Genomic DNA, 24,312 nt, shown 5'->3' on the forward strand with positions numbered 1-24,312 from the left:
GTAAGCTTCGCGAGCTGATGTGGTCGGAAGAGTACAAAGAAAAGAGCGAACTGCTCAGAACCATCCCCGGAGTAGGTCCGCTTACTGCCATGCTATTCCTGTTAGAAGTGGGTGATGTCTGTCGCTTTAAGTCTTTTGATGCCCTGAACCGCTTTGTAGGGCTGTGCCCAGACAGCCATAGCAGCGGAGAGACTGAAAGGCATACCGGTATCTCCACCAGAAGACATAAAACGCTCAGAAGTGCCCTGATAGAAAGTGCATGGCAACTGTTGCGCAGAGACATGGCTATGTTCAATTATTATAAACAACTGACCAAACGAATGAAGTCACAAAAAGCAATTATCCACATCACCAGAAAACTGCTCAGAAGGATGCGGGCGGTGATGTTAAGCCACAAAGTATATGTGAGCGGCACAGAGGGTGATGTTACCCGTGAGCAGATCAATGCACCGCAGCTACCTGCTGCTAAGCGTAAAGGCAGACCATCAAAGCAAAGCGCCACCGCGGGTATCACCGTGTGAGCTAACGGATTTTTGAGCAGCAGTACATGATGGAGCACCATCGGAAAATCCATTAGCTCCCCCAGTGAGCAAAAAAGAAATACAGAGTCATGCTTTTCACCAGTAAAGTAGAGTAACATACATTATAGCTATGGACTGCTCAACACATGGTGCATTTCGGATGCCAACAGCAAGTCTGCAGCCATAGCCTTTTATACAACCATTGATATAAACTTGCAGATTTACTGCTAATAGTAGCCTGCTCTAATTTATAAATGAAAAGAAAAAATCATTGTCAATGAAATGAAATAATCAACCATATAATTACTTTACTTCCTATGCAGCTAAATGCTTTACATAGTAGCTAAATGCTTTACATAGTAACCATGTGTTAGGCGCGATCCCATTCAAATACTCCTGCTTACAACCGATAAGTGTTCAAAACCTGCCGTAGTGCAATCTTACGCCACATCATTGCAAACGGAGCGAAGCAATGCTTCCCATCAGTTTGCAGCAGCTTACAGTCGCTTTCAATGGTGTGTTGGTTCTTTCATCCAGCCAGGGCAGCGCACCTGTTATTTTCATTACTTACCCCTTTAAGTTTTCGGCTTTTTATAACTTGTTCTAAATCGCAATTGGAAAAACTGTTGAACATTAAGGGTATATGTACCACAAACTTTGTAACCGGTTTTTATATGGATATTTGTATTATAAGCCTTAAAATAAAGCATCTGTCATGTACGAATTATTCTTCCAGAATTTTAATAAGAAAGTTCCCCTTACGCAGGAAGAAGAAGTATATATAAAGAACTATCTCTTACCAAAAAAACTGCGTAAAAAGCAGTACCTGCTGCAGGAAGGAGATGTATGTAAAACAATTGCTTTTATTGAAAAGGGAGCGCTTCGGGAATACTCTGTTGACGACAGTGGCAACGAACACATTATTCAGTTTGGCTTAGAAGGCTGGGTCATTTCAGACTTATATAGCTTTCTTACCGGAGAGCCGGCTACTTACAACATAGACGCGATAGAAGAGGCTGAACTGGCACTAATCAGCAAATCAGCACACGAAGAGTTGTTGCTAAAACTACCCAAATATGAAACATTTACCCGGTTAAATATCACTGGTGCGTATTTGGCAATGCAGAGGAGATTAACCTCCATTATTAGTACATCTTTAGAAGAACGTTATACATATTTTACTTCCCTTTACCCGAATATTGTGCAACGTGTACCACAGCACATGGTAGCCTCTTACATGGGTCTTACTCCAGAAACATTAAGCCGCATTCGGCGGCGGATTTCATCTAATAAGTAACTGTACTTACGTACCGAAAGGTTATGTATCAGGCTCAATCTTTTAAGGTTTTTTCAGGACAAGTATTTCAGTGTATAACTCGTCCAAAAAGCAGTTAAACAAAAAGTAAGAAAAACCAACAACTTTATTTCAGGTCAAATTCCTTTTTGAAGCGCTGTAACGGCTTGCACTTCACCACAGAAGACAGCAAAAATACTGCGTAAGTACAGTAAGCAACATACTTCATCTGAATAAAGCCTTGACTAAAATCAATGCTTTTTCTTGCTTGCACGCAATGGAACAGGGTGCACCTGCATCGTAGCTTTGCCATATCATAAAAACAAACAAAATGAAAATAAAGCAAATAATAACAATAATAGGAGCCACAGGCAACATGGGCTCAGCTATTTCAAAAAGTCTTTCAAAGGGTAATTACAGGCTGCTGCTATGCGCCAATGACCGGGATAAAGTTGAAGCATTGGCTCAGGACATTAAGAATGATAATCCTTCAGCCGATGTAGAAAGTATTGATTGTTCTGTTAATGCCAGTTATGAAGCTGATGTAATTATAGTTGCCGTTCCGTACGAGGCAGAGAAAGATGTGGCACAGAAGATTAAGGAAATGGCAAATCAAAAAATAGTTATTTCTATTGCTAATCCTTTAAACAGCACGTACAACGGATTGGTAACAGCACCAGATACAAGCGCCGCAGAAGTATTGCAAAAACTACTTCCCAATTCAAAAGTGGTAAAAGCATTCAATACAACTTTTGCCGCCGACTTTTCTACCCCTGTAATAGATGGCAAACAAGTAGATGCCTTTATTGCAGGTAATGATGAAGAAGCATTACAAACGGTTTCAGAACTGGTTAGTACGGCAGGTTTCAACCCGATCGTGGCAGGTGACTTATCATTCAGCAGAACACTTGAGAATATGCAGTTATTGCTTATTACTTTAGGTATGAAGTATAACTACAATTGGTTAGCAGGCTGGAAAATCTTACATAATTAATCAACTTATAAACACACGAAATAAATAAAGGAATGAAAAAATTATTAGCAACAAATCCGCAAAATAATACAGCATTAATAGCACGTCTTGCATTAGGCATCGTACTGTTTCCTCATGGTGCTCAAAAGCTATTGGGATGGTTTGGCGGTTATGGCTTTGATGGTACAATGGGTTTTTTAACAGGCGGTGCAGGATTACCTTATATCATTGCCTTACTGGTTATTCTGATAGAGTTCTTTGGTGCGTTATTCTTAATATTCGGTTTTGCAACCCGGTTAGCAGCAACAGGTGTAATTGGCAGCTTTACAGGAGTGGTGGCAACATCACACCTGAACAATGGGTTCTTTATGAACTGGTATGAGCAAGCAGGGCAGGGAGAAGGTCTTGAGTATTTCGTCTTACTTTTTGGTCTGGCAATAATTGCTCTGATTGCAGGCGGTGGCAGAGCAAGTGTAGATGCAGCAATCACTACCAAGAGTGTAGAAAAAAATCGGGCAAGTACTAACCAGGCTTTGGCATGAAAAGAAAGCAATTTATAAAAACATTCATAACAGGAGCAGCAAGTATGACAGCGTTAACAGCATTCAGAAGTTTTACTGGTGACCTAAAAGAACAGGAGCAGGTTATGCCTGTCCTGTTTATTGGTCATGGTTCACCAATGAATGGAATAGAAGATACAGCTTTTAGCCGCAGATGGACACAGATGGCAAAGGAAATCCCAACACCGAAAGCAGTATTGGTTGTATCCGCTCATTGGTTTACAAAAGGTACTAAGATTACTGCAATGGAATTTCCAAAAACCATTCATGATTTCGGCGGCTTTCCAAAAGAACTTTTTGAAGTGCAATACCCTGCACCGGGCTATCCGCTATTAGCAAAAAAGACAGCAGATTTATTGCATTCGGCTCATGTAGAGTTAGACCATGATTGGGGCTTAGACCACGGCACATGGACGATTGTAAGGCACATGTATCCCGATGCAGACATTCCTGTTTTGCAGTTAAGCATTGATTATACCAAAGGTCCGCAATACCATTATGACTTAGCAAAAGAATTGTATTCATTAAGAAAGAAAGGAGTACTGATTATTGGTAGTGGCAACATGGTGCACAATCTGCGTATGGCAGCATGGAACAGATTGAATGAAGAACAATACGGTTACGATTGGGCTTTACAGATGAATGATAAGTTTAAACAGCTAATTAGTAATGGCGATTACAAACCTTTGATAAATTATGAAAGCATGGGCAGAGAGGCAATGCTTGCCATTCCTACCCCGGAACACTACCTGCCGTTAATGTACACTCTAGGTTTAAAAGGTGATAAGGATGCTACATCATTTTTCAATGATAAAACTGTTGCAGGTTCACTGACCATGACCTCCGTAAAACTTGGATAATCGATTGCTGTTGAACAACCTGATATTTCTGCTGATACTATTTATGATAAACTCAGATAAGGACACTACAATGATATATTCAACGATTAAGGATGAAACTTCCGTACAAAATAATGAGCCCTCTCTTCAATATCTCATTAGAGAACCAAAGACGAATACAACAACTAAGAAAGCGATTGTATTGTTGCATGGCGTTGGAAGTAATGAGCACGATTTATTTAGCCTTGCAGACCAATTGCCTGATGAATATTTTATTATATCGCCTCAAGGTCAGTTTGCATTAGGTGCAGGGAGATATGCATGGTACCAGGTGGATTTTTCAACCGGTAAGCCTGTCATTAATGCGGAGCAGGAAGTATCTAGCAGAAAAGTCTTAATTGCCTTCATCAGTCAGCTAAAAAAGCAATACAATCTGGATGAAGTTTATTTGGGTGGCTTTAGTCAGGGCGCAATCATGAGTTACAGTATCGGATTAACACATCCCCAAAAAGTTGAGGGAATTATCTTATTAAGCGGCAGGTTGCTTAATGAAATAACACCGTTGATTAATAAAGAGGAGGACCTTCAACAACTGAAAGTATTTATGGCACATGGCATACAGGACAATATCCTACCCATCACTTATGCAAGAGAAGCAAAGACATACTTACAAACATTAAATGTTCAATTAAGCTATCATGAATACAACACCGGACATCAAATTAATAGTGCTATAATAAAAGACTTGAATGACTGGCTCAAATAACCGAAGGAAATTTTAATTACCATAAAACACAATAAAATAAAACAGAAACCTTTGGCTTTATCTTCCCGGCTGAGAATGTCAAGGCTTTTTGTAAAACGCCACGCTCCTGCTCCAACTTCCGGATACGTTTGAGCAGTGCCTGCTGACATTCCACGCTGCTTCCATTATGCCCTTACCAACTGTAACCGGCTGTTGGCTAATATTAGTAATTTCTTTGCTCCTGTTTATTAGCGCATTTCCTTTCTCCCTTTGTTAGAGTAGTAAAGATTTGAGGTTAATTGTGGATAGGTACATTAAAAAGTATAACGACAATATTGTTAGTATTTTTTAATCTGAAGCTTGTTTGGTTACCCTTCACTTTATTATCCTTTAAAATTAATTCTCCAACCGGTTCCACCAGGTTTTTTTTAGTATTAAAGTTATAATAACGAGTGTAATCGCTACTAATATCAAGGGCAGTTTTGACCATAATATAAGATACATGGGGAGTAATGCTAAACAACATTGACCAATTACGCCAATTACTACATTAAACATATCCAGCTTAAAGTCTTTATTCTTTGAATAAGAAGGGTTTTCAATCTTGACCAATTGGTAAACCGGCTGCCAGAATCCCCAGGGGCGAACAGTTGTATAAAAGGATTTTAATAAGCTTATTTCTGCAGGTGGCGCGGTATAAGTGCCTGCAATGCAACCTATGAGCGAAATAAAAAAGAGCAGCGGCCAATTGTATAAATCTAACTGAAAGAATACACCAGGAAACCACTCTTTACAATAAGGGAAAATCAATGCCGCTGCAATACCACTGGCCATGCCCCAAAAAAAACCATTAGCATTAAAGCGCCACCAGATCCACTTTAGCACATTAGCAGCTATATAACCACCATACAATGCATTGGCAATCCACTGCAAGGAAGTGTTTATGTTTTTTACAAAAAAGCCCAGGCAGATACTGGTTACAACAATCAGCGCACCAATGAGATAGTTCATGGTAATGACCTTTTTTGTTGGTGCCCCGGGGTTAATAAACTTAAGGTAAATATCGTTAATGATGTAAGCCTGTGCTGCATTCAGAGTGCCTGAAAATGTGCCCATAAAGGCACCTAATAAACTGGTTAATACTATCCCCAAAATGCCTACCGGCAGTAAATTGTTGATGGTTGCCGGTAAAATTTTTTCAAAGTCGGTACCTGTGGGTGTAGCAAGATTTAGTTGTTGATAATATAGCAAAGCCAATACGGTGACTCCCGTAATCATTGCATAACGGATAGGATATAAAAAGAGCGACATAAAGCCGGTCATTTTACTGGCTTCTTTGGGTGAGCGGGTGGATAATACTTTTTGCATATCATAGTTGGGCGTCGGTCCGGTTAAAGAAGCAATGATGCCTTTAAAAGTCATCATCATAAAAAAGATGCTGAAAAAAGAAAATCCATCCTCCCTTATTTTTTTATTAACATCCGGAATAATATACGACCAGTCTAACTGAAGCTTTTTGCCAAAGAAAGGACTGCTCCAGCCATCTGGTACCGGCAGTGTATTTCCATGCAAATGCAGCATTGCTATAATAGCTATAGCTATACAGGCAATAATCATAATAATGTACTTTACTACATCTCCGATAACAATGCCATGCATGCCACCCAATACAGAATAAAAAGCAGCAAATAGAGTAAATACAGTGCCATAGAAATGAGGCACATACAGCGGCTGAACAGTAAATGGAATAAACGGCTGAACGATACGCCAGGGAATGAATATTTCTACAAATTTTCCCAAACCAACAAAACCGTACGCTAAAAACCCAAAGCAGCTTAATAAGGCAAAAGCTACCACAATGTGGTGTGATGCTTTTACACCTTTACCCGAAGTGCCAAAGCGCGTTGCCAGCCATTCAGCACCAGTAGTGGCATTGCTTCTGCGTAGCCACTTGCTTAAAAACATCATCATGAATATGGTGTTGAAAGATGGCCACAACCAGGGTATCCAGATACTTTTCACACCATACACAAAACACAACGTTACCATCCACATGGTGCCGCTAATATCAAACATATCCGAAGCATTGCTCAAACTTAACAGGTACCAGGGAAGCGACTTCCCCCCTAACAAATAATTTTCTTTACTGATGCTTGCCTTTTTACGTAATAACCATCCGATGAGGAGTGTACCAATAAGATAGGTGACAACGATAGCAATATCAATCCATTGTAATTTCATGTATTTGCAGGTAACCCGTAAGTTGTTGGTTGTATGTTGATAATTGATAAACGTAATGCTTAAACAGAATCTCTGATAATGAACTCAGTGGCTATTACTTTAGTCATTTCTATTTTTTCTCCGTTTCCTGTTATCTGGTGCATTAGAAATTGCATGGCTGTTTCGGCTATTTCCTGTACGTTTTGCTTTACAGCCGTAATAGCAGGTTTATATAGTTTAAATAAATCATGATCATCAAAGCAAATAACGGCTATGTCATCCGGGATTTTCATACCTAATTGATTGATGCTGCCTAAGCCATGTATGCATAAATAGTTGGTGGTAAAAAAGATAGCGTCCAACTCAGCATTGCTTTTTATAAAGTCGGCTATCAACTGTGTAGCTTCGTGATGGAGTGCCGTATAAGGCACTTTATAAATGAATGAAGGATTCACCGGAATGTTATGCTTGATCAATGTTTGTGTGTAAGCCGATTCGCGCTGTTGCGGATGCATGAGCGGGAAATCAGAAGTTATCAAACCAATATTGCGGTGTCCTTTTGCAATAAAATATTCCAGTGCTTCCGAAGCGCCGGCAATATTATCTGATAGTACATAAGGCGCCGGAAGCGTAGGGAAATAACGGTCTATTAAAACCACAGGTTGTTTTGCCTTCAATAAGTCACTTATCCCATTTTCCATGCCTGCAGTCGGGCTAATTAAATAACCATCCACCTGCCTTTGAAAAAGAAGGTTAACCAGCTCATTGCCTCTTACCGTATTGTTTTCGGTACTGCAATACAACACTCTGTAGCCATACTTTTCGGCTTCATCTTCTATTGCTTTTGCAATACTGGCAAAGAATGCGTTTGATATATCTTCGATAATCAATCCAAGAATTTTAGAACTGCCGGTTCGCAAGCTAACGGCTACCTGATTGGGCTTGTAGCCATTTTCTCGCGCCAGAATTCTGATTTTTTCTGCAACTGCATCACTGATGCGCCCTTGTTTGGCTTTATCATTTAAAACAAGAGAAACCGTAGAGGGCGCTACACCAGCCAGCTTCGCTATATCTTTAATAGAAATCTCTTTCATTTAAAATCCTTACTGATAAAAATAGATGTTATAGATTTAATTTTTTGTGTGCTAAAAATGAAATTTAAACATATCAAAACTGCACAGCATTTTTGTTATTATTTTGATACAGAGCAAATAGCGGTTATTCATCAATAAAGTTACTTAAGAGGAAAATGATTTGCCTGCATTTGCTATTATTTAGTGGCGTAATTTTTCTTATAAATTATTGTTCGGATTATTAGAGGGTTTGTTATAATAAATTTGAATGGTTTCATTGCTGATTAAGTGTTTGTTCAAATGATCATTAATGCCAGTACAACGTTTTTTACAACGATGAGCCGAAGTTCTATCTACTTATCACTTTTCTCCGGCAAAACCTCTAGCGGATAAGAGAATTGTTTAAATAAAAGATGTTTTACAATTGCCTTAATTAACAATCATAGATAGCCAGGATTTAGTAGGTTTAAATGAATATTCTGTACGAAATAAAAATTATGCGAATGATTTTTTACACTTGTATTTTTAAGAAAACTATGAGAAAATACTGTTTTACAACCATTATTACGGTAGCTCTTTTGTGCACTGCACAAGCATTTGCCGCTACTGTAGATACGGCATTAACGTATAGTGCAGCTATGAAGAAAAATATCAAAGCGGTGGTTGTATTGCCGGATAAGTATTCTAAACAATCAATGTATCCGGTAGTTTATTTATTGCACGGGTACAGCGGTAACTATGCCGATTGGATAACAAAAGTTCCGGCAATTAAAAACCTATCCGACCAATATAACCTGATTATTGTTTGTCCGGACGGAAACTTTGGGAGTTGGTATTATGACAGCCCGGTAGATTCTGCCTGGCGTTATGAAACGTATGTATCTAAAGAGTTGGTCAATTATATAGATGAACATTATGCTACTCAAAAAGACCGTAAAGGCAGGGCAATCACCGGCTTAAGCATGGGCGGCCACGGTGCATTTTATCTTGCTTTTCGCCACCAGGATGTATTTGGTGCGGCCGGCAGCATGAGTGGCGGTGTGGATATTCGTCCGTTTCCTTTAAACTGGGACTTGAGCAAGCGGTTGGGGAGTTATAAAGATCATCCCGAAAACTGGGAAAAAAATACAGATATTAACCTGGTTTATTTACTGACGCCCGGTTCTTTGGCTATCACTTTTGACTGCGGCACCGAAGACTTTTTTTATGGCGTAAACAAAGCATTGCATGAGAAATTGTTAGAACGGAATATTCCGCACGATTTCACTACGCGTCCTGGCGGACATACGTGGGAGTATTGGGCGAATTCTATTCCTTATCAAATACTGTTCTTCAATAATTATTTTCATCCTGCAGTGAAGAACAAGCAGTAAAATCGGGCGTAGGTATCATTGGGTTTGTTAGTCCGAGATTTTAATGCGGTGTTATTAATTAAGCTCCATAGGAGCAATACGTTGGAGGAAATTATTGTACGCATTGCTCCTATGGAGCTTCGGTTTGTATTTATCATAAATTGATGCTACTAACATAACGCTCCTGTGGAGCTCTTTATCATCCCGTATTTACCTTTGTAAAATAATGTTGTTTATCTATTTAGTACATTGTTACATAGACTATCTTGAGTTTAGTTGGAAAGAAATATTGTAGTTCTCGCCAACACTTGTCAGCCAAGCCGTTCATCCAAAATAAAAATCCATCTTAGAGTAGGTGGTGCGAAGGCAAGGACGGATGCGCGGAGCGATCATGCCGTCCTTAATTTTTTGGTTCTTTTTAATCAAGCAAAAAGTAACAAACAACAACTGCCGTAAGCAGCCATACTTTCAAAATCTTCAATGTGTATACTTGATAATAAAATAATGAAACTTATCTAACACTGTATTTAATATGAGCATGTTTATGTATGTTAATGCTTCGCATTCACGAGTCTTATTGTTCTGATGCCGAAAAGCGGAATGGCGAGCCGGACGTTTGTTTTACCCGAAGCAAATATTTGTTGTAGCTGCTCTTTTACATCGCCATTCAATTCAACCAATTCTGCCTTATCAGCCTTACAGTCAAAGCTGATATCGTGAGCCTTGTTGTCACCTTGGGCATTATATAATCTTACCAGCAAATCATTGTTTTCGTAAGTCATTGACGTGATTTGCCAGCCGGCTGTACCGGCATCAACAAACGATTGGTGAGTGCCGGCTGGTTCATTGGTAAGTGTTGCGAATAAGGGCGTATTCCATTGCTCAGCCAGCCTATTTATAGCTGCTTTATTCCATGTGCCGGTATGAGGTATGAATGCATAATGCATGTTGGTGGCGCTATCGGTTGTATAATTTCTTCCCCAAAGCCCTACGCCGGCATATTGCACCGTTAAACCCAATGGAAAATCAGCCCCATGTATATAGCTCGTGGTATGATCGGTGAGTAAGGTAAAGCCGTATTTGCCGGCTTCATCCGTTACATCCACCCAGTTTAAAATGATATTATTTTTAATACTGTCCCAGCGGTTGAAGAAGGTATTGTTCAGCTTACTTTCCGTTACATCAAAAGGTGCATCTTTATATACTTTTTGATGCTGCAAGGCAAGTGGAAAAAGGGCTATCAGCTTGCTCGTATCATTATAAAAAGCTTTATGCAAATCAGTTGCTTCATAGCCCGAATCCTGCCTGTAATTTTCCCCAACACGAAGATTGCTGTCGTAATCAATATGCAATTGGCAATCGATGATGGATTCCCCTTGTGTTAATTGAATTGTTTGGATGTATTGATGGGAAGCAAGTGTTCCTTTTACCTGTAGTGTAACACGTAAAGGACCATTTTCAACAACAGAAACCGCCACTTTATTGTTCACACTCGAAAGTAAACCACCGCCTTTATAAAAATTGCCTCTTAATGTATTAAAGCCCTGGCTGGTAGTATCTACAAACTCTTTGTTGCCCAACTGCTTTGCAATCAGGCTGGTAATAGCACCGCCTTTCGCCGGGTCAACAACAATTTTATACAAATCAGTTTCTAACCGGTAAGTACCATCTTTTAATTGCTGCGCTTTTACTCTGTTTTTTATATTGTTTTGAATAGCAGCAGGATTATAAACTGCATAACCCATAGCCGGAACTTTTACTTTGAGCAAGCGTTGCTTTGTACCATTGTTACCTGTTACAACTTGTCCCTTAAACTTTTTATTGAGTACCGTGGTTACGGGAACACTTACTACTTCCTCCCTGTCGAAGCCCATTGTGTTATACACTGCTATTGAAGCAGATTGCTGAGATTGTTTAGTGGTTAATACCTTGGCTGACTGTTGTATAATATCAGCGCTTTTGCTATTAGTATATTCGGTCCATTGTTTCACATGGTCTGCCCATGTTTGCCCGGGTTTACCATTATACGGCACGATCCAGCAGTCGTGGTGCTGCGACAACAAGAGTGTGCGCCAGGCTGCATCAAGACTATCTTTCGGGTAAACTTTATCTGCATACAGTTTTGCAAGTGAAGCCATCTTTTCTGCCGAAATAATTTTATGCTCCGATGCTCGTACCTGTTGTGCAATGCGTTGCAATACCTGCGATCCCCAAACCAGACTTACCTGTACATCTTCCTGCGATAAGCGCCAGTTGTCACCAGTGTTTTTATTCGCAATGTTGGTGAAATAGTTGCGCCATGTGGTGTATGCAGTTCCCTTTTGTTGCGCATCGCCCAGCCATCTGCCATTGCGCCACCCGGCATCCTGCAGGCACATGCCAATGGGATGTTGAATGCCTTGTTGCAGTGCTGCATTAATATACTGCTTGGAGTTGTTCCAAGCGGTCGTTTGCCAGGTAGAATGGGGCTCCAGCGCTTCACTGGCATAGCGCGGCACAGTGGTTATAGTGGTGCCATCCGGACCAACCCAATTAACTGTTTCACCACCATACGCGCGGGTATAACCGCCCCAGCAGGTATTCGGATTTTTTAATACTGCATTTTTAAAACCAAATGATTTCAAAATTTGGGGTAGCGCGCTTGTGAAGCAAGGCTCTTCGGATGAATAAGTGGTAAAAACAGCAGTGGGAAAATGTTGTTTCAGCTTTTGCATGCCGTATTGAAACTGGCGAATAATGCTTTCGCCGCTTATTGGAAACAAATAGCTTTGCGCATAAGAAGGATTAGTGTATTCTATCCTGCCATCAACCGATTGATTTTCGAATACTTTCTTAAAAGCTTCATAACCCTGCGGGTCCTTTACCTGTACCGTATCCCAGGTTTCAGGCTCTATCTCCAGGTTAATCTTCCAATTTGGGTATTTGTTCAATGTGTCTGCCATAAACTGCGTAACCCATAATGGATAATGCCCGTAAATACCGCCATGAAAGCCATCTGCAAACCAGGTGGATTGTGCTGTTGCAGTTATATTTTTAAAACAAAAGATTAGCGCTATAATAATATAAAAGTTGAGTTTCAAAGTTTTCAATTTCATTATCTTTTCAGCTTTAGGTAAATGTAATAAAGGGGCAAGACTGCCCCTTCCTTCAATTGCTTGTTTATTCTGAACTCAATAGTGAATAACCATTAGACAATATGATGTACGCTTGTGGTTAATCAATTTGCTTTATTGAAATAAGGTGTGCAGTTGGCTGTGCCATTTTGTACATTTCATCGCGCATCTCATTCATTTGCTCCTGAATCTTTTCTCTTGTTTCCGGGGATCTTACTTCTGCATAAACATCTTTTTTACTGGCTACAAAAAAGTCTTTTTTAGCAGCACTCATTACAGAATCTAATGATGCCTGGCTATCATTAAAGAGCATGCCTTTACCATTGAGATAATCATAATTAATCCAATAGTAAGCGCGCATTTTATCTTCCAGCTCTTTTCTTTTTAATTGTAAATCCATGATGGCTTTTGCCTGCTGGTATTGCGGTGTATTGGGGAGTATGGCAAGGTTAATTCCATCGTTCAACTGCTGCGCAGTACATTGTGATATTGCTTTGCCATCTATGCTAATGCTATAGTGATTGCCTTTCAACCCTTTTACGGTAAGCATTTCCTGATCAAATTCTTTGATGAAAGGAATAACATCCAATGCATCGCTTTGTTTTTGCGAATTGCCCCATACTCTGGCTACCGTATCAATAGGAAACGGAAGTGATTTTGCGAGGTATGTAAATGAAATAGCATTGTTTGCCGTAGATACATTAGATATGGTACAATTGCCGGATTGCAATACTTTGTTTTTGGCGGCATCAATACGCACATCTGCAATGGGCTGATTATTCAACCCCTGTGCTTTCAAAAACAGATAAGCCATCACAAAATGCCCGGCATTACCCGGGTGAATTCTGTCTGGCCCGGTAAGAGTAAATGTAGAATCTTCTTTTTGTTTTTGCTGTTCCATGGCTGTCATTGGATAGAACAAATCCACATACGCCCAGCCATCTTTTATAGCCGCTGCTTTCTGGAAAGCAACAATCTCTTCCATTGTTTTCCATTTGCCCGGAAAATAATTTTTCTCATTTTTTACGGTTTCATCGTATGGCGAGGAAGTCATCATAATCTTCCGGATATCGGGCAATGCATTCAGCTTTTGTTCTATCATTTTAAAGCTGTTGTAAGAAGTATCCACGGCTGCTTTTCGCACGCTATCCACTTTGTCTTTGTGCATGCCATATTCAAAATACTTGCTGTCATTCATACCAAATGAAACTACCAATACATCTGGCTTTTTTGCCAGCAAATCGCCCTCTAAGCGGGTATAAATTTGCTTAGCCACATCGCCGCCAATGCCGCCATTCATCACTTCCATTTTGCGGTCGGGAAAATGCGTGATGTAATACAGCCATACATAGTTGGGATAAAATCCGGCTTCAGTAATGCTGTTGCCGGCAAATACAACACGGTCGCCATTCTTAAATGGCGCAGGTGCCTTTTGTGCAATGGCTGATAAGCCTGTGAGCAGCAGCAACAGGACAAAATTTCTTTTCATCATATTTAATTCAGATAACTCCAATTAATATGTGCAGATATACTGCATTTACCTCTATTCGCATTTAATAAATATTGTTTTAAATAACACGAGCATACTGCTTATTAAAAATTATTCATTTCAGTAGCGGTGATATGTTTAATAAGTGACATGTTAATTGGTTTAAAAGCATTAGGGCAAATACCTATTAAAAACAGCTATGCTTATTTTAATCATTGAAGTGGTGTGCAGAAAACAAACTTAAGATGTTCGGGAGCATTGCTGGGATAATTTCCATATAGTCAAATAATTAATGTTTGAGAACTTACATATAAGGCAATCAATTACTAACTATTAACCACCAGGCATTCTATGAAAAGATTTGTACTGCTTCTGCTTTTTGTTATTACCTGCATGCAATCTTTTGCCTACACCAGTCAGGGCAACTGGCGCTGGCGTAATAATAACGGCTCCGAAACAACAGCCACCTGGCGGGCAGACCAGAATCAAAGTATCCGTATTAATTCTATTGATAACATCATACGGCTGCGCATCCAGGTAAATAATAATACCGGCAATACAAAAGGTATAAATAGTAACCTGCAATATGCTTCTGCACCGGATGGGCCCTGGCGGTATATTACCAACTTCGAGGGCAATAATGCATTCAGGTTTAGCAATACCAATGCAAAGGTGACCGACCAGTCACCTACTACGCAACAACTATCAGGCTCATCCAACACCTTTATTCAGGGGAAACTGTTTGTGAAAACGAATGAACTGGATGTATCGATGACGGATGCAACCACTACGGAGTTTGAATATAGCCTGCAGCCAACTGATAATATTGAGCCGAATACAACCTATTATTTTCGTATTCCCGGCAACGATTACCCGGTGGCTTTGCCCGCACTAAAAACAACAGCTACCGTCAAAACCCAGCCTAAACTGCTAACCAACGGCAGCTTCGAAGAGCATGCAAAGGACTGGACTTTTAAAGTGTTATCCCCTGCAGCGGCTACAACATCCCTGGCCGACAGCATCCATAAGGATGGTATCCATTCATTGATTGTAAACGTAACCCAAACGGGTACTGCTACTGCTGTAAGACTTACCCACAAAGCGATTCCGTTGAATGTAGGACATACCTACATGGTGCGCTTCTGGGCGTATGCAACTAAAAATTCGGCTAAGTTGCAACTGGCTTTGAAGGGGAAAAAAACGCTGCCATACAGTTTTAAATTGTACACCGGCTGGCAGGAATACACATTTGCATTTAAAGCCGCTGATTCCAAAGCAGCCTTACATTTTTTGTTTCAGACAGCTACCTCGTATGTCATTGATAAAGTGGAGATACTCGATGAAAATAATGAAGAAGTAGATGTGTCCATGAACTATATGTGGCAGAATAACCGTCCTGAAAGTGAATATAGCTGGTTATCTGCCGATGGGGAAAACTCGGAGCAGTTGCCCGATGGCAGAACCGTTTGGACGTTCTCTGATGGCTGGTATGGTTACAACGATACTACTACCAATTCTATGAGCACACACCAGTTGCTGCGCAATACATTTGTAACGCAAAGCAAACCAAGACCAAATGGAGCACTGCATACCATTATTGGCGGCACTCTTGACCAGCCACAGGCATTGATGATACCGCCTGATAAAAGAGGTCATGATAATTTCTTCTGGCCCCGCGATATGACGGTTGAAAATGATTCGCTGAAAGTGTTATTGCCGGAAGTTATCCAATGGCACGAAAATGATCCTTTAACCGACGGACATCGCCAGGCAGTGGGCGTTTTTTCATTGCCTGATCTTAAACTGCAAAGCATTAAATGGATGCCCTGGTTAGACTCTGTCACCACCAATTACATCGCACTGTGCAAAGGGGATGATGGTTATACCTATGCTTACGGAAGCCGCCAGATAACCAGTACCGAAAATCATGCGGTGGTAGCACGCTTTCCTACCGGTCAATTATCTGCTACAACGCCCTGGCAGTTTTTAACGAACGATGGCTGGAGCAACGATCCTGCTAATAGCAAAGAAATTGCAGATGTTCAGTTATATAGCGTAGCAAGGCTGGGTTATCACAACTATATGTCCTTATTCTTAAATCCGCTAAGCGATAAAATTGAAGTGTTGTATGCCGAAAGTCCGGTTGGTCCCTGGGTGGGCAGAAGCATTGTTGGACAAATAGAAGGACAGCAGGATATTCTTTCTTATTTTGGTTTGCTGCACGAAGAAACAGCAAATAATGGCGTTTATACCTTCTCTTATTCCAATATCGGCAACATTGGGCAAATGCTGGATGATAAAACAGTTTATTGGCCTTCGTATTTGAAAGCAGATTTAAAGAGTTTATCACCCTTCAATAACAATGTAGCACCTGTTGATAAACTGGAATTTACGGCAAATCATAAAGGAAAGAGGGCACTGCTGCAATGGAAATGGGAAACCGTAGTAAATACCAATCGGTTTGAAATTGAAAGAAGTGCAGACGGCAGAAAAGACTGGACAACCATTGCAGTAGTAAGCGCAAAGGACAGAGCCAGCGCAGCAAACTATGAGTTGTTTGATAACAAGCCTTTTGATGGCAAAAATTATTATCGTTTGAAAAGGGTTGATATTACGGGCAACTCAGCCTTATCACCGGTCAAGCTGGTTACAGTGCAGTCCGCTGCTGTGGCTACCATTTTTCCCAATCCAACACATGGCGCTGTGAATGTTATTATCAACAGCAAGGTAAAGGATAATATAACGGCTGTTCTTACGGATATGAAAGGGACGGTTGTTCATCAGGAAATCATCCCGGTAACGGCGCATAGCAGCCAGTATGTGTTACATATTAATCAAAACCTTGCTCATGGCTTATATAGTCTTCAGTTAAAAGGGAAGGAACTGGATATTCAACTGAAAGTAGCGATACAATAAATTGCGAATAAAAGGATATTATGATTTTAAAAGTGTGGTTAATGATTGCTAAAATTAACCGGGTTGAAAAGCGGAAAATTCAAAAGCAATGCTGTAAATGGGTGGCTTTTGCCTGCTTGTTATTCATTATAAAAGATAATGGTGTAGCACAGACGGGTTCTTTAGCTAATTATGTTAATCCGTTCATCGGTGCCAGCACCAGTGCTGGTAAAGCCGGCATTTATCACGGCTTAGGCAAAACATTTCCGGGTGCTACTACGCCTTATGGAATGGTGCAGGTAAGCCCGAATACGATTACCGGCGGCGACAACGGCTCCGGCTATAGTTATGAGCACACAAGCATTGAAGGTTTCGCTTTTACACAAATGAGTGGCATTGGTTGGTATGGAGATTTAGGTAATTTTTTAGTGATGCCCACCACCGGCGCATTAAAAACTTCTTCCGGTAAGTTAAACGACGCACCGCGCACCGGCTATCGTTCACGGTATGATAAAAACAGCGAAAAAGCATCTGCCGGTTATTATTCCGTGAATCTTACAGATTATAACATTAAAGCAGAAATGACAGCAGCGCCACACAGTGGTATGTTACGTTTTACTTTTCCACAAAATGACCAATCACGCGTACAAATAGATTTAGCCAGGAGAGTGGGCGGTACCTCCACATCGCAATATGTAAAAGTGGTAGATAACCATACCATTGAAGGCTGGATGAGATGTACGCCTGATGGGGGCGGCTGGGGCAATGGTGATGGCCATGCAGACTATACCGTTTATTTCTATGTACAGTTCAGTAAGCCTTTCGTAAATACAGGTGTCTGGAGTGCCGATATACCCGCCACTGCCAGCCGCAAACTGGAAGCTGTAGAAAGTGCTTATTATCAGCAGTGGACAGCCAACGCGCAGGTATTAAAAAATGTAAAGGAAAAAGAAGGGAAACACTTAGGCTTCTATACCGAGTTTGGAACAAAAAAGGGCGAGCAGGTATTGATGAAAGCCGGGATTTCTTTTGTAAGTATAAACGGTGCTAAAAAGAATTTAGAAGCTGAAATTAAAGACTGGAACTTTGAACAGGTCCATAACCATGCTGTTGCTTTATGGAATAGCGCATTAAATAAAATACAAATTGCAGGTGCTACACCCGGGCAGGATACCGTATTTTATACCGCCCTATATCATACCATGATTGACCCGCGTGTAGTAACCGATGTTGATGGTAATTATACCGGAGGTGATAAAAAAATACATCAGGCAACGGGCTTTCAAAAGCGTACTATTTTTAGCGGCTGGGATGTGTTTCGCAGCCAGTTTCCACTGCAAACAATCATTAATCCTGCATTGGTAAATGACATGATTAATTCGCTTGTAACACTGGCAGATGAAAGTGGCAATCATTACCTTGAAAGATGGGAATTGCTGAATGCATACAGCGGTTGCATGTTGGGTAATCCTGCTGTAGTGGTATTGGCAGATGCTTATATGAAAGGCATTCGGGATTATGATGTTAACAAAGCATATCAATATGCTGTGAATACCAATGAAAAGTTTGGTAACGGCACCTTAGGTTATACCACCGATGTTTCCATCGCGAAAACATTGGAATATGCATTTGACGACTGGTGCTTATCACAAATGGCAGATGCCTTAGGAAAAAAAGAAGATGCCAAAAAATATGAAGCACGTAGTAAAGATTATAAAAATATCTGGGACTCTACACATCACTGGTTTCGTCCGCGCAAAGCAGATGGCAGTTGGGAACCGTGGCCCCAGGAAGGCAGGCTGGCAGACTGGTATGGCACGTTTGAAACCAATCCTTATCAGCAAGGTTGGTTTGTGCCACATGATGTGGATGGCATGGTGCAACTGATGGGCGGTAAAGAAAAAGTAATTGCAGATTTAGAATCTTTCTTTGATAAAACACCCAGGTCCTTTAGCTGGAATGCGTATTACAACCATGCCAATGAGCCGGTGCACCATGTACCGTTTTTATTCAATCGTTTGGGCGCTCCCTGGCTTACGCAAAAGTGGACACGTATCATTTGCGACAGTGCTTATCATAATTCAGTAGAAGGGTTGGTGGGCAATGAAGATGTAGGGCAAATGTCTGCGTGGTATGTACTTGCCTCTGTTGGTTTGCATCCGGTGTGCCCCGGCAGTACACGTTATGAAATTACCAGTCCTTTATTTGCTGCATCCAAATTGAAAGTGGTAAAGGATAAACAACAAAATACATTTACGGTGATTGCTAAAAATAATTCGCCCCGGAATATCTATATACAAGGTGCAACATTAAACGGAAAGCCTTATCCGTATTGCTATATAGACTATAACGATATTGCTGCCGGCGGCACCCTGGAATTAACAATGGGAGATCAACCCAACAAAAGCTGGGGCGTAAATTGATTCAATCATTTTTTTAGTTTTTTCTTATAATTTTTTTGCAAAAACGATTTTTCAACTACTTTTAGCACATAAAACGATTGATATATGCCCGAAACGATGTCCAGCTATTCTCATTATACCGAAGAAGAATTGCTGAAGCTTGCCAAGCAAAAAAATGACCAAAAAGCTTTTGATGAAATTTATTACCGATGCAAACCTGCCCTGATAGATAATGCTTACAAAAAACTGCAATCACGCGAGAGTGCTGAAGATCTGGTGCATGATATTTTCTTAAGCTTATATACCAAAACCGAAGTGCTCGAATTCACCGTTTCTTTAAAAGCTTATCTCCATACGGCGTTAAAATACAAGGTGCAAAATGAACTGCGCAACAAAATGGTACGGGAAAGGCATAAGCGGTTTCTTTTTTTTAGCCCCAATTGCAAAAACGATTTTGCATCTAATCTGGAATATTCGGAATGTAAAAAGAGAGTAGATTCTACCATTGCTTCCCTGCCGTATAAATGCCGCCAGGTATTTATGATGAGCCGGGAATATGACTACTCTTATAAGGATATTTCGGGCAATTTGGGAATCTCCGTCAGCACCGTTGAAAAGCATATATCCAAAGCATTAAAAGTGCTTCGGGATAATGTGCTGTAACAATGAAATATAATCAGTTGCAAACTCATTTTTTGCCTACTTAGCCGCCGCTTCCTTTTACTCATCATTGCCATATTTACATCATGAAATATCAAGTCAAATACAGCCTTCTTCTTGTCTGTTTAATTATCAACACAGCGCTTATATACGCTCAGCAACCCAATCTGGTAAAGTATGTAAACACCTTACAAGGTACCAACTCTAAGTTTGAGTTAAGCTGGGGCAATACCTATCCAACAGTTGCGCTTCCTTTTGGTATGAATACCTGGAGTGCACAAACCGGCAGGAATGGCGATGGCTGGAAGTACCAGTATTTCTTGGATTCCATTCGCGGCTTTCAGCAGGTACATCAATGCAGTTCCTGGACAAATGATTACAATGTTTTTTCCCTAATGCCGGTAACTGGTAAACTGGTAGTGAGTGATGTAGAAAGATCAGCCAGATTCAGTCATCAAAACGAGATTGCGAAACCCAATTATTATAGCGTAAAATTTAATAATGGCATTACCACCGAAATAGCACCTACAGAGCGCAGTGCACACCTGCGATTCTCTTTTCCTAAGAAACAGAATGCTTATGTTGTTTTGGATGGCTATACCAAAATGAGTAGTGTAAAAATCATCCCGGAAGAAAGAAAGATTGTGGGCTGGGTATATAATGGCTACTTTGTGGACAGCAGTTTGAAAAGCTATTTTGTTGTACAATTCGATCAGCCTATTGTTGCTTATGGCACCTGGGAAAATGTAAACAACGCCACCACTGCCAATAATCAGCAAGATGAGGGAAAAGGCATTGGCGCTTATATTCAATTCAAGCCCGGCAGTATTGTTCAGGCAAAAGTTACTTCCTCTTACATCAGTCCCGAACAAGCGCAAACTGCTTTGGATAATGAGTTGGGTAAATACAAAACGCTGGATGAAACCAAAGCTGCTGCTTACACAATATGGAATGACGTATTGAACAAAATTTTAGTAGAAGGCGGCACGGAAGAAGAAAAAGCTACTTTTTATTCTTGCCTCTTCAGAGCCTCGCTTTTTTCCAGAATGTTTTATGAAATAGATAAAAGCGGCAAGCCTTATTACCGCAGTCCTTACGACAGTAAAGTGCATGAGGGTTATATGTACACTGACAATGGCTTTTGGGATACTTTCCGTGGTGAACTTCCACTTCATAATATCTTATATCCTACCATGCAGGGTCGTTATATGCAAGCCCTGCTTGCTGCACAACAACAATGCGGCTGGTTGCCTTCCTGGTCTTTCCCACGCGAAACAGGCGGTATGCTGGGCAATCATGCGATCTCCATATTAACCGATGCCTGGGTAAAAGGCATCAGAACGTTTAGTCCGGATAGTGCGTTGAAGGCTTATTTACATGAAGCCACCAACAAAGGTCCGTGGGGTGGCGCTAATGGTCGCGCCGGCTGGAAAGACTATTATTCGCTGGGTTATGTGGCTTTTCCGCAAAGCTCCGGCTCTACTTCGCAAACCTTGGAATATGCGTATGACGACTGGTGTGGCTATCACCTGGCAGACCTTACCAACAACTCTTTTTATAAAGAAGTTTTTAGCAGGCAGCTATACAATTATAAAAATGTGTATGATAGTGTAACCGGCTTTATGCGTGGTCGTGGCGAAGATGGGAAATGGACAGCAGATTTTGACCCCTATAAATGGGGCGGGCCTTACACCGAAGGCAATGCATGGCATTGGCAATGGTCGGTTTTTCACGATATAGAAGGGCTGATGAAACTGATGGGTGGTGAAGAAAAATTCTCCCAAAAATTAGATGCTGTTTGGACTGAGCCTAATACCGTAAATGTTGGCTACTATGGCAGTATGATTCATGAGATGAAAGAAATGCAGCTCATTAATATGGGGCAGTATGCACATGGCAACCAACCCATCCAGCACATGATTTATCTGTATGATTATTGCCGTCAGCCATGGAAAACACAGCAGCATATTCGCGAAGTAATGGATAAAATTTACAACGCTACACCGAACGGTTTGCCCGGCGATGATGACCAGGGACAAACATCGAGCTGGTATGTGTTGAGTGCAATGGGCTTTTATAGTGTTTGCCCCGGTACCGATCAGTACGCAATAGGTAGTCCGGTGTTTAATAAAATAACGCTCACATTAGAGAATGGCAATAAGTTCATCATCGAAGCGACTCACAACAGCAAAAGCAATGTGTATATTCAATCTGCTTCACTAAATGGAAAAGAGTACACTCACAACTATATTACACATGCTGATATAACTAGTGGCGGCACACTGCATTTTGAAATGAGTAACACACCAAATAAAGAAAGAGGTATCGGGGATGAAGACAAGCCATTCTCTTTATCAAAATAATTTATAAAAATTAATAGGGGTTGTATCTCCTCTTAGTGACAACCTGTAGTACCGGCTACTGATACATACACGAATATCAAACCATTTTATAAACTGCTGTTATATGAAAAAAGTATTCTTTAGTGCTGCCATTATTGCCTGCTTTTTTGCTGCATGCACAAAGGAAAACTTTCTTGATCAGACTACTACTACAGATCTTAATGAAGAGACTGTGTTTAGTGATAGTGCACGGTCAATGGATTTCTTAGCTAATATCTATTCTGGTATTGGTTTTAGTTCCGATTTATCCCGTTTCAATGGCGCAGCCGGTTTAGATGCCTGCTCCGATGAAGCAGAAGGTCCGTTGTCTGCCAGTATTACTACTTACAACCAGTTTGCAACAGGTGCTGTAAGTGCTTATAGTATTGCTACTGATGCATGGAGTACATCTTACACACAAATACGGGCGGTTAACCAGTTTTTACATCATTTACCAACCATTCCTTTCAACGATTTATTGCGTAAAAGAACACAGGGAGAAGCCCTTTTTTTACGTGCATGGTATTACGATATTTTATTAAAACATTATGGTGGTATTCCATTGGTTGGTGATACTATTTATACCACAAAAGATAAGATAAGTACAGTAAGAAATACGTATGAAGAATGCGTCAATTATATCACTGCGCAATGCGATGCAGCGGCAGCACTGTTACCTACCAGTTACAGCGGTTTGGATTATGGCAGAATCACCAAAGGTGCCTGCCTGGCATTAAAAGCCCGTGTATTGTTGTATGCTGCCAGCCCGCTGTTTAACGGCGGTGGTAATACAGAAGACGCATCCTTAAAAGCGATTGTCGGTTATCCTGTTTACAATGCCAATCGCTGGAAGCTCGCAGCCGATGCCGCCAGGGCGGTAATGGATTTGGGTGCTTATAGTTTACATCAAAATGCGTCTAAGCCGGGCTATGGTTTTTACGAATTATTTCAGCTACGCAAAAACGAAGAATACATTTTAGCCCGCATGAATCCTAATAATAAAGACCTGGAAAATCTGTGGCGTCCGCCATCCCGTGGTGGCAGCACAACGAGTGGTTCTTTTCCGTATCAGAATCTGGTAGATGCTTTTGAAATGGGTAATGGTAAAGCCATCAGCGATCCCGAATCTGGTTATGATCCTGCAAATCCATACGCCAACAGAGATCCGCGCCTGAATTATACCGTTACGCATAATTTATCCAGTATTTATGTGGCCTATGGCGATTTATCGCCGGTTTATACCTATGATGGCGAGCCAAATGGTGATGGCTTTGGGGTGGGCACGCCAACCGGTTATTATGGTAATAAGATGTGCAGTGATGATGTGGTGCCTAATTATTTTTTTCATGATTCGCCACGTTGTTTACCCTTAATGCGCTTTGCAGATATTCTATTGATGTATGCCGAAGCAATGAATGAATGGGGCGGACCAACGCAGGAAGTATATGAAGCGGTAGAAGCTATTCGCCAGCGTGCCGGATTGAATCCCTATCAGTTGCCAACCGGCTTGTCACAGGATGCAATGCGCAACGTAATTCAGCATGAAAGAAGAGTAGAGTTTGCTTTTGAAACGCAGCGTTTTTGGGATGTGCGCCGCTGGAAAATTGCAGAGCAAACCGATACACAAATGATGACCGGCATGCGTGTAAAAAGGAATGCGGACGGTACTTATACTTACATGGTTGTGGACGTGCGTAAACACAGTTTCAGACCGGCAATGTATCTGTGGCCCATTCCGCAAAGTGAGACCGCAAAATCAACTGACTTAGTGCAAAACCCTGGTTATTAATCAAAT

At 40.9% G+C, this 24,312-nt stretch carries 16 protein-coding genes; 12 read left to right on the forward strand and 4 right to left on the reverse strand.

Going from position 1 to position 24,312, the window contains the following annotated elements:
- From FC093_RS12020 to FC093_RS12045, 6 genes are all read left to right on the forward strand, one after another.
- Positions 1-521, forward strand: a 521-nt coding sequence (locus FC093_RS12020; protein WP_137262038.1) for a transposase, incomplete at its 5' end; no start/stop codon positions are given.
- Positions 522-1,236: 715 nt separating this feature from the next.
- Complete coding sequence (locus tag FC093_RS12025) at positions 1,237-1,818, forward strand: Crp/Fnr family transcriptional regulator (RefSeq protein WP_137262039.1); 582 nt, start codon at positions 1,237-1,239, stop codon at positions 1,816-1,818.
- 328 nt (positions 1,819-2,146) lie between these two features.
- Positions 2,147-2,809, forward strand: a complete 663-nt coding sequence (locus tag FC093_RS12030) for an NADPH-dependent F420 reductase (RefSeq protein WP_137262040.1) — start codon at positions 2,147-2,149, stop codon at positions 2,807-2,809.
- 32 nt (positions 2,810-2,841) lie between these two features.
- Positions 2,842-3,330 (forward strand): DoxX family protein, encoded by a 489-nt coding sequence (locus FC093_RS12035; protein WP_137262041.1) that lies wholly within the window; start codon positions 2,842-2,844, stop codon positions 3,328-3,330.
- Entirely contained in the window at positions 3,327-4,208 is an 882-nt protein-coding gene (gene ygiD / locus FC093_RS12040) for a 4,5-DOPA-extradiol-dioxygenase (protein WP_240743279.1), read from the forward strand. Before FC093_RS12035 ends, ygiD begins: the two co-directional genes overlap by 4 nt.
- 70 nt (positions 4,209-4,278) lie before the next feature.
- Entirely contained in the window at positions 4,279-4,953 is a 675-nt protein-coding gene (locus tag FC093_RS12045) for an alpha/beta hydrolase (RefSeq protein ID WP_137262042.1), read from the forward strand.
- Between the two features lie 375 nt (positions 4,954-5,328).
- Here the strand turns inward: FC093_RS12045 and FC093_RS12050 are convergent, their stop codons facing one another.
- Together FC093_RS12050 and FC093_RS12055 are read right to left on the reverse strand one after the other, a co-directional pair.
- A complete protein-coding gene (locus FC093_RS12050) occupies positions 5,329-7,173 on the reverse strand; it encodes a sodium:solute symporter family protein (RefSeq protein ID WP_137262043.1) in 1,845 nt (614 codons plus the stop codon).
- Positions 7,174-7,232: 59 nt separating this feature from the next.
- Entirely contained in the window at positions 7,233-8,246 is a 1,014-nt protein-coding gene (locus FC093_RS12055; protein ID WP_137262044.1) for a LacI family DNA-binding transcriptional regulator, read from the reverse strand.
- Positions 8,247-8,761: 515 nt separating this feature from the next.
- Here FC093_RS12055 and FC093_RS12060 point away from each other — a divergent pair.
- The gene (locus tag FC093_RS12060; protein WP_137262045.1) at positions 8,762-9,598 is read left to right on the forward strand and encodes an alpha/beta hydrolase; all 837 of its coding nucleotides are present in this window, start codon (positions 8,762-8,764) and stop codon (positions 9,596-9,598) included.
- Positions 9,599-10,128: 530 nt separating this feature from the next.
- On the opposite strand, the gene FC093_RS12065 is transcribed toward FC093_RS12060, so the two are convergent.
- Together FC093_RS12065 and FC093_RS12070 are read right to left on the reverse strand one after the other, a co-directional pair.
- Positions 10,129-12,672, reverse strand: coding sequence for a glycoside hydrolase family 38 N-terminal domain-containing protein (locus FC093_RS12065; RefSeq protein ID WP_137262046.1), 2,544 nt, complete (start codon positions 12,670-12,672; stop codon positions 10,129-10,131).
- Positions 12,673-12,790: 118 nt separating this feature from the next.
- A complete protein-coding gene (locus FC093_RS12070) occupies positions 12,791-14,182 on the reverse strand; it encodes an SGNH/GDSL hydrolase family protein (protein WP_137262047.1) in 1,392 nt (463 codons plus the stop codon).
- A 348-nt stretch (positions 14,183-14,530) separates the two neighbouring features.
- Here FC093_RS12070 and FC093_RS12075 point away from each other — a divergent pair, with 348 nt between their 5' ends.
- The 5 genes from FC093_RS12075 to FC093_RS12095 all read left to right on the forward strand — a co-directional run bounded on the left by FC093_RS12075 (position 14,531) and on the right by FC093_RS12095 (position 24,306).
- Positions 14,531-17,095 carry a carbohydrate binding domain-containing protein gene (locus tag FC093_RS12075; RefSeq protein ID WP_137262048.1) on the forward strand — a complete coding sequence of 855 codons (2,565 nt, stop codon included), beginning with the start codon at positions 14,531-14,533 and terminating at the stop codon, positions 17,093-17,095.
- A gap of 41 nt (positions 17,096-17,136) precedes the next feature.
- A complete protein-coding gene (locus tag FC093_RS12080; protein WP_137262049.1) occupies positions 17,137-19,497 on the forward strand; it encodes a GH92 family glycosyl hydrolase in 2,361 nt (786 codons plus the stop codon).
- Positions 19,498-19,581: 84 nt separating this feature from the next.
- The gene (locus FC093_RS12085) at positions 19,582-20,139 is read left to right on the forward strand and encodes an RNA polymerase sigma-70 factor (protein WP_137262050.1); all 558 of its coding nucleotides are present in this window, start codon (positions 19,582-19,584) and stop codon (positions 20,137-20,139) included.
- 83 nt (positions 20,140-20,222) lie between these two features.
- Positions 20,223-22,499 (forward strand): GH92 family glycosyl hydrolase, encoded by a 2,277-nt coding sequence (locus FC093_RS12090; RefSeq protein ID WP_137262051.1) that lies wholly within the window; start codon positions 20,223-20,225, stop codon positions 22,497-22,499.
- A 103-nt stretch (positions 22,500-22,602) separates the two neighbouring features.
- The gene (locus FC093_RS12095) at positions 22,603-24,306 is read left to right on the forward strand and encodes a RagB/SusD family nutrient uptake outer membrane protein (RefSeq protein WP_137262052.1); all 1,704 of its coding nucleotides are present in this window, start codon (positions 22,603-22,605) and stop codon (positions 24,304-24,306) included.
- Positions 24,307-24,312: the final 6 nt, after the last annotated feature.

Source organism: Ilyomonas limi, from assembly GCF_005233845.1.
In the GTDB taxonomy this organism is placed as follows: Bacteria; Bacteroidota; Bacteroidia; order Chitinophagales; family Chitinophagaceae; genus Ilyomonas; species Ilyomonas limi.

Bases quoted from the DNA above. Each gene is read 5' to 3' on its own strand.
- FC093_RS12095 (WP_137262052.1), top strand. From the start codon at position 22,603: ATGAAAAAAGTATTCTTTAGTGCTGCCATTATTGCCTGCTTTTTTGCT.
- FC093_RS12080 (WP_137262049.1), top strand. From the start codon at position 17,137: ATGATTGCTAAAATTAACCGGGTTGAAAAGCGGAAAATTCAAAAGCAA.
- FC093_RS12045 (WP_137262042.1), top strand. From the start codon at position 4,279: ATGATATATTCAACGATTAAGGATGAAACTTCCGTACAAAATAATGAG.
- FC093_RS12050 (WP_137262043.1), bottom strand. From the start codon at position 7,173: ATGAAATTACAATGGATTGATATTGCTATCGTTGTCACCTATCTTATT.
- FC093_RS12070 (WP_137262047.1), bottom strand. From the start codon at position 14,182: ATGATGAAAAGAAATTTTGTCCTGTTGCTGCTGCTCACAGGCTTATCA.
- FC093_RS12030 (WP_137262040.1), top strand. From the start codon at position 2,147: ATGAAAATAAAGCAAATAATAACAATAATAGGAGCCACAGGCAACATG.
- FC093_RS12075 (WP_137262048.1), top strand. From the start codon at position 14,531: ATGAAAAGATTTGTACTGCTTCTGCTTTTTGTTATTACCTGCATGCAA.
- FC093_RS12035 (WP_137262041.1), top strand. From the start codon at position 2,842: ATGAAAAAATTATTAGCAACAAATCCGCAAAATAATACAGCATTAATA.
- FC093_RS12055 (WP_137262044.1), bottom strand. From the start codon at position 8,246: ATGAAAGAGATTTCTATTAAAGATATAGCGAAGCTGGCTGGTGTAGCG.
- ygiD (WP_240743279.1), top strand. From the start codon at position 3,327: ATGAAAAGAAAGCAATTTATAAAAACATTCATAACAGGAGCAGCAAGT.
- FC093_RS12060 (WP_137262045.1), top strand. From the start codon at position 8,762: ATGAGAAAATACTGTTTTACAACCATTATTACGGTAGCTCTTTTGTGC.
- FC093_RS12085 (WP_137262050.1), top strand. From the start codon at position 19,582: ATGCCCGAAACGATGTCCAGCTATTCTCATTATACCGAAGAAGAATTG.
- FC093_RS12065 (WP_137262046.1), bottom strand. From the start codon at position 12,672: ATGAAATTGAAAACTTTGAAACTCAACTTTTATATTATTATAGCGCTA.
- FC093_RS12025 (WP_137262039.1), top strand. From the start codon at position 1,237: ATGTACGAATTATTCTTCCAGAATTTTAATAAGAAAGTTCCCCTTACG.
- FC093_RS12090 (WP_137262051.1), top strand. From the start codon at position 20,223: ATGAAATATCAAGTCAAATACAGCCTTCTTCTTGTCTGTTTAATTATC.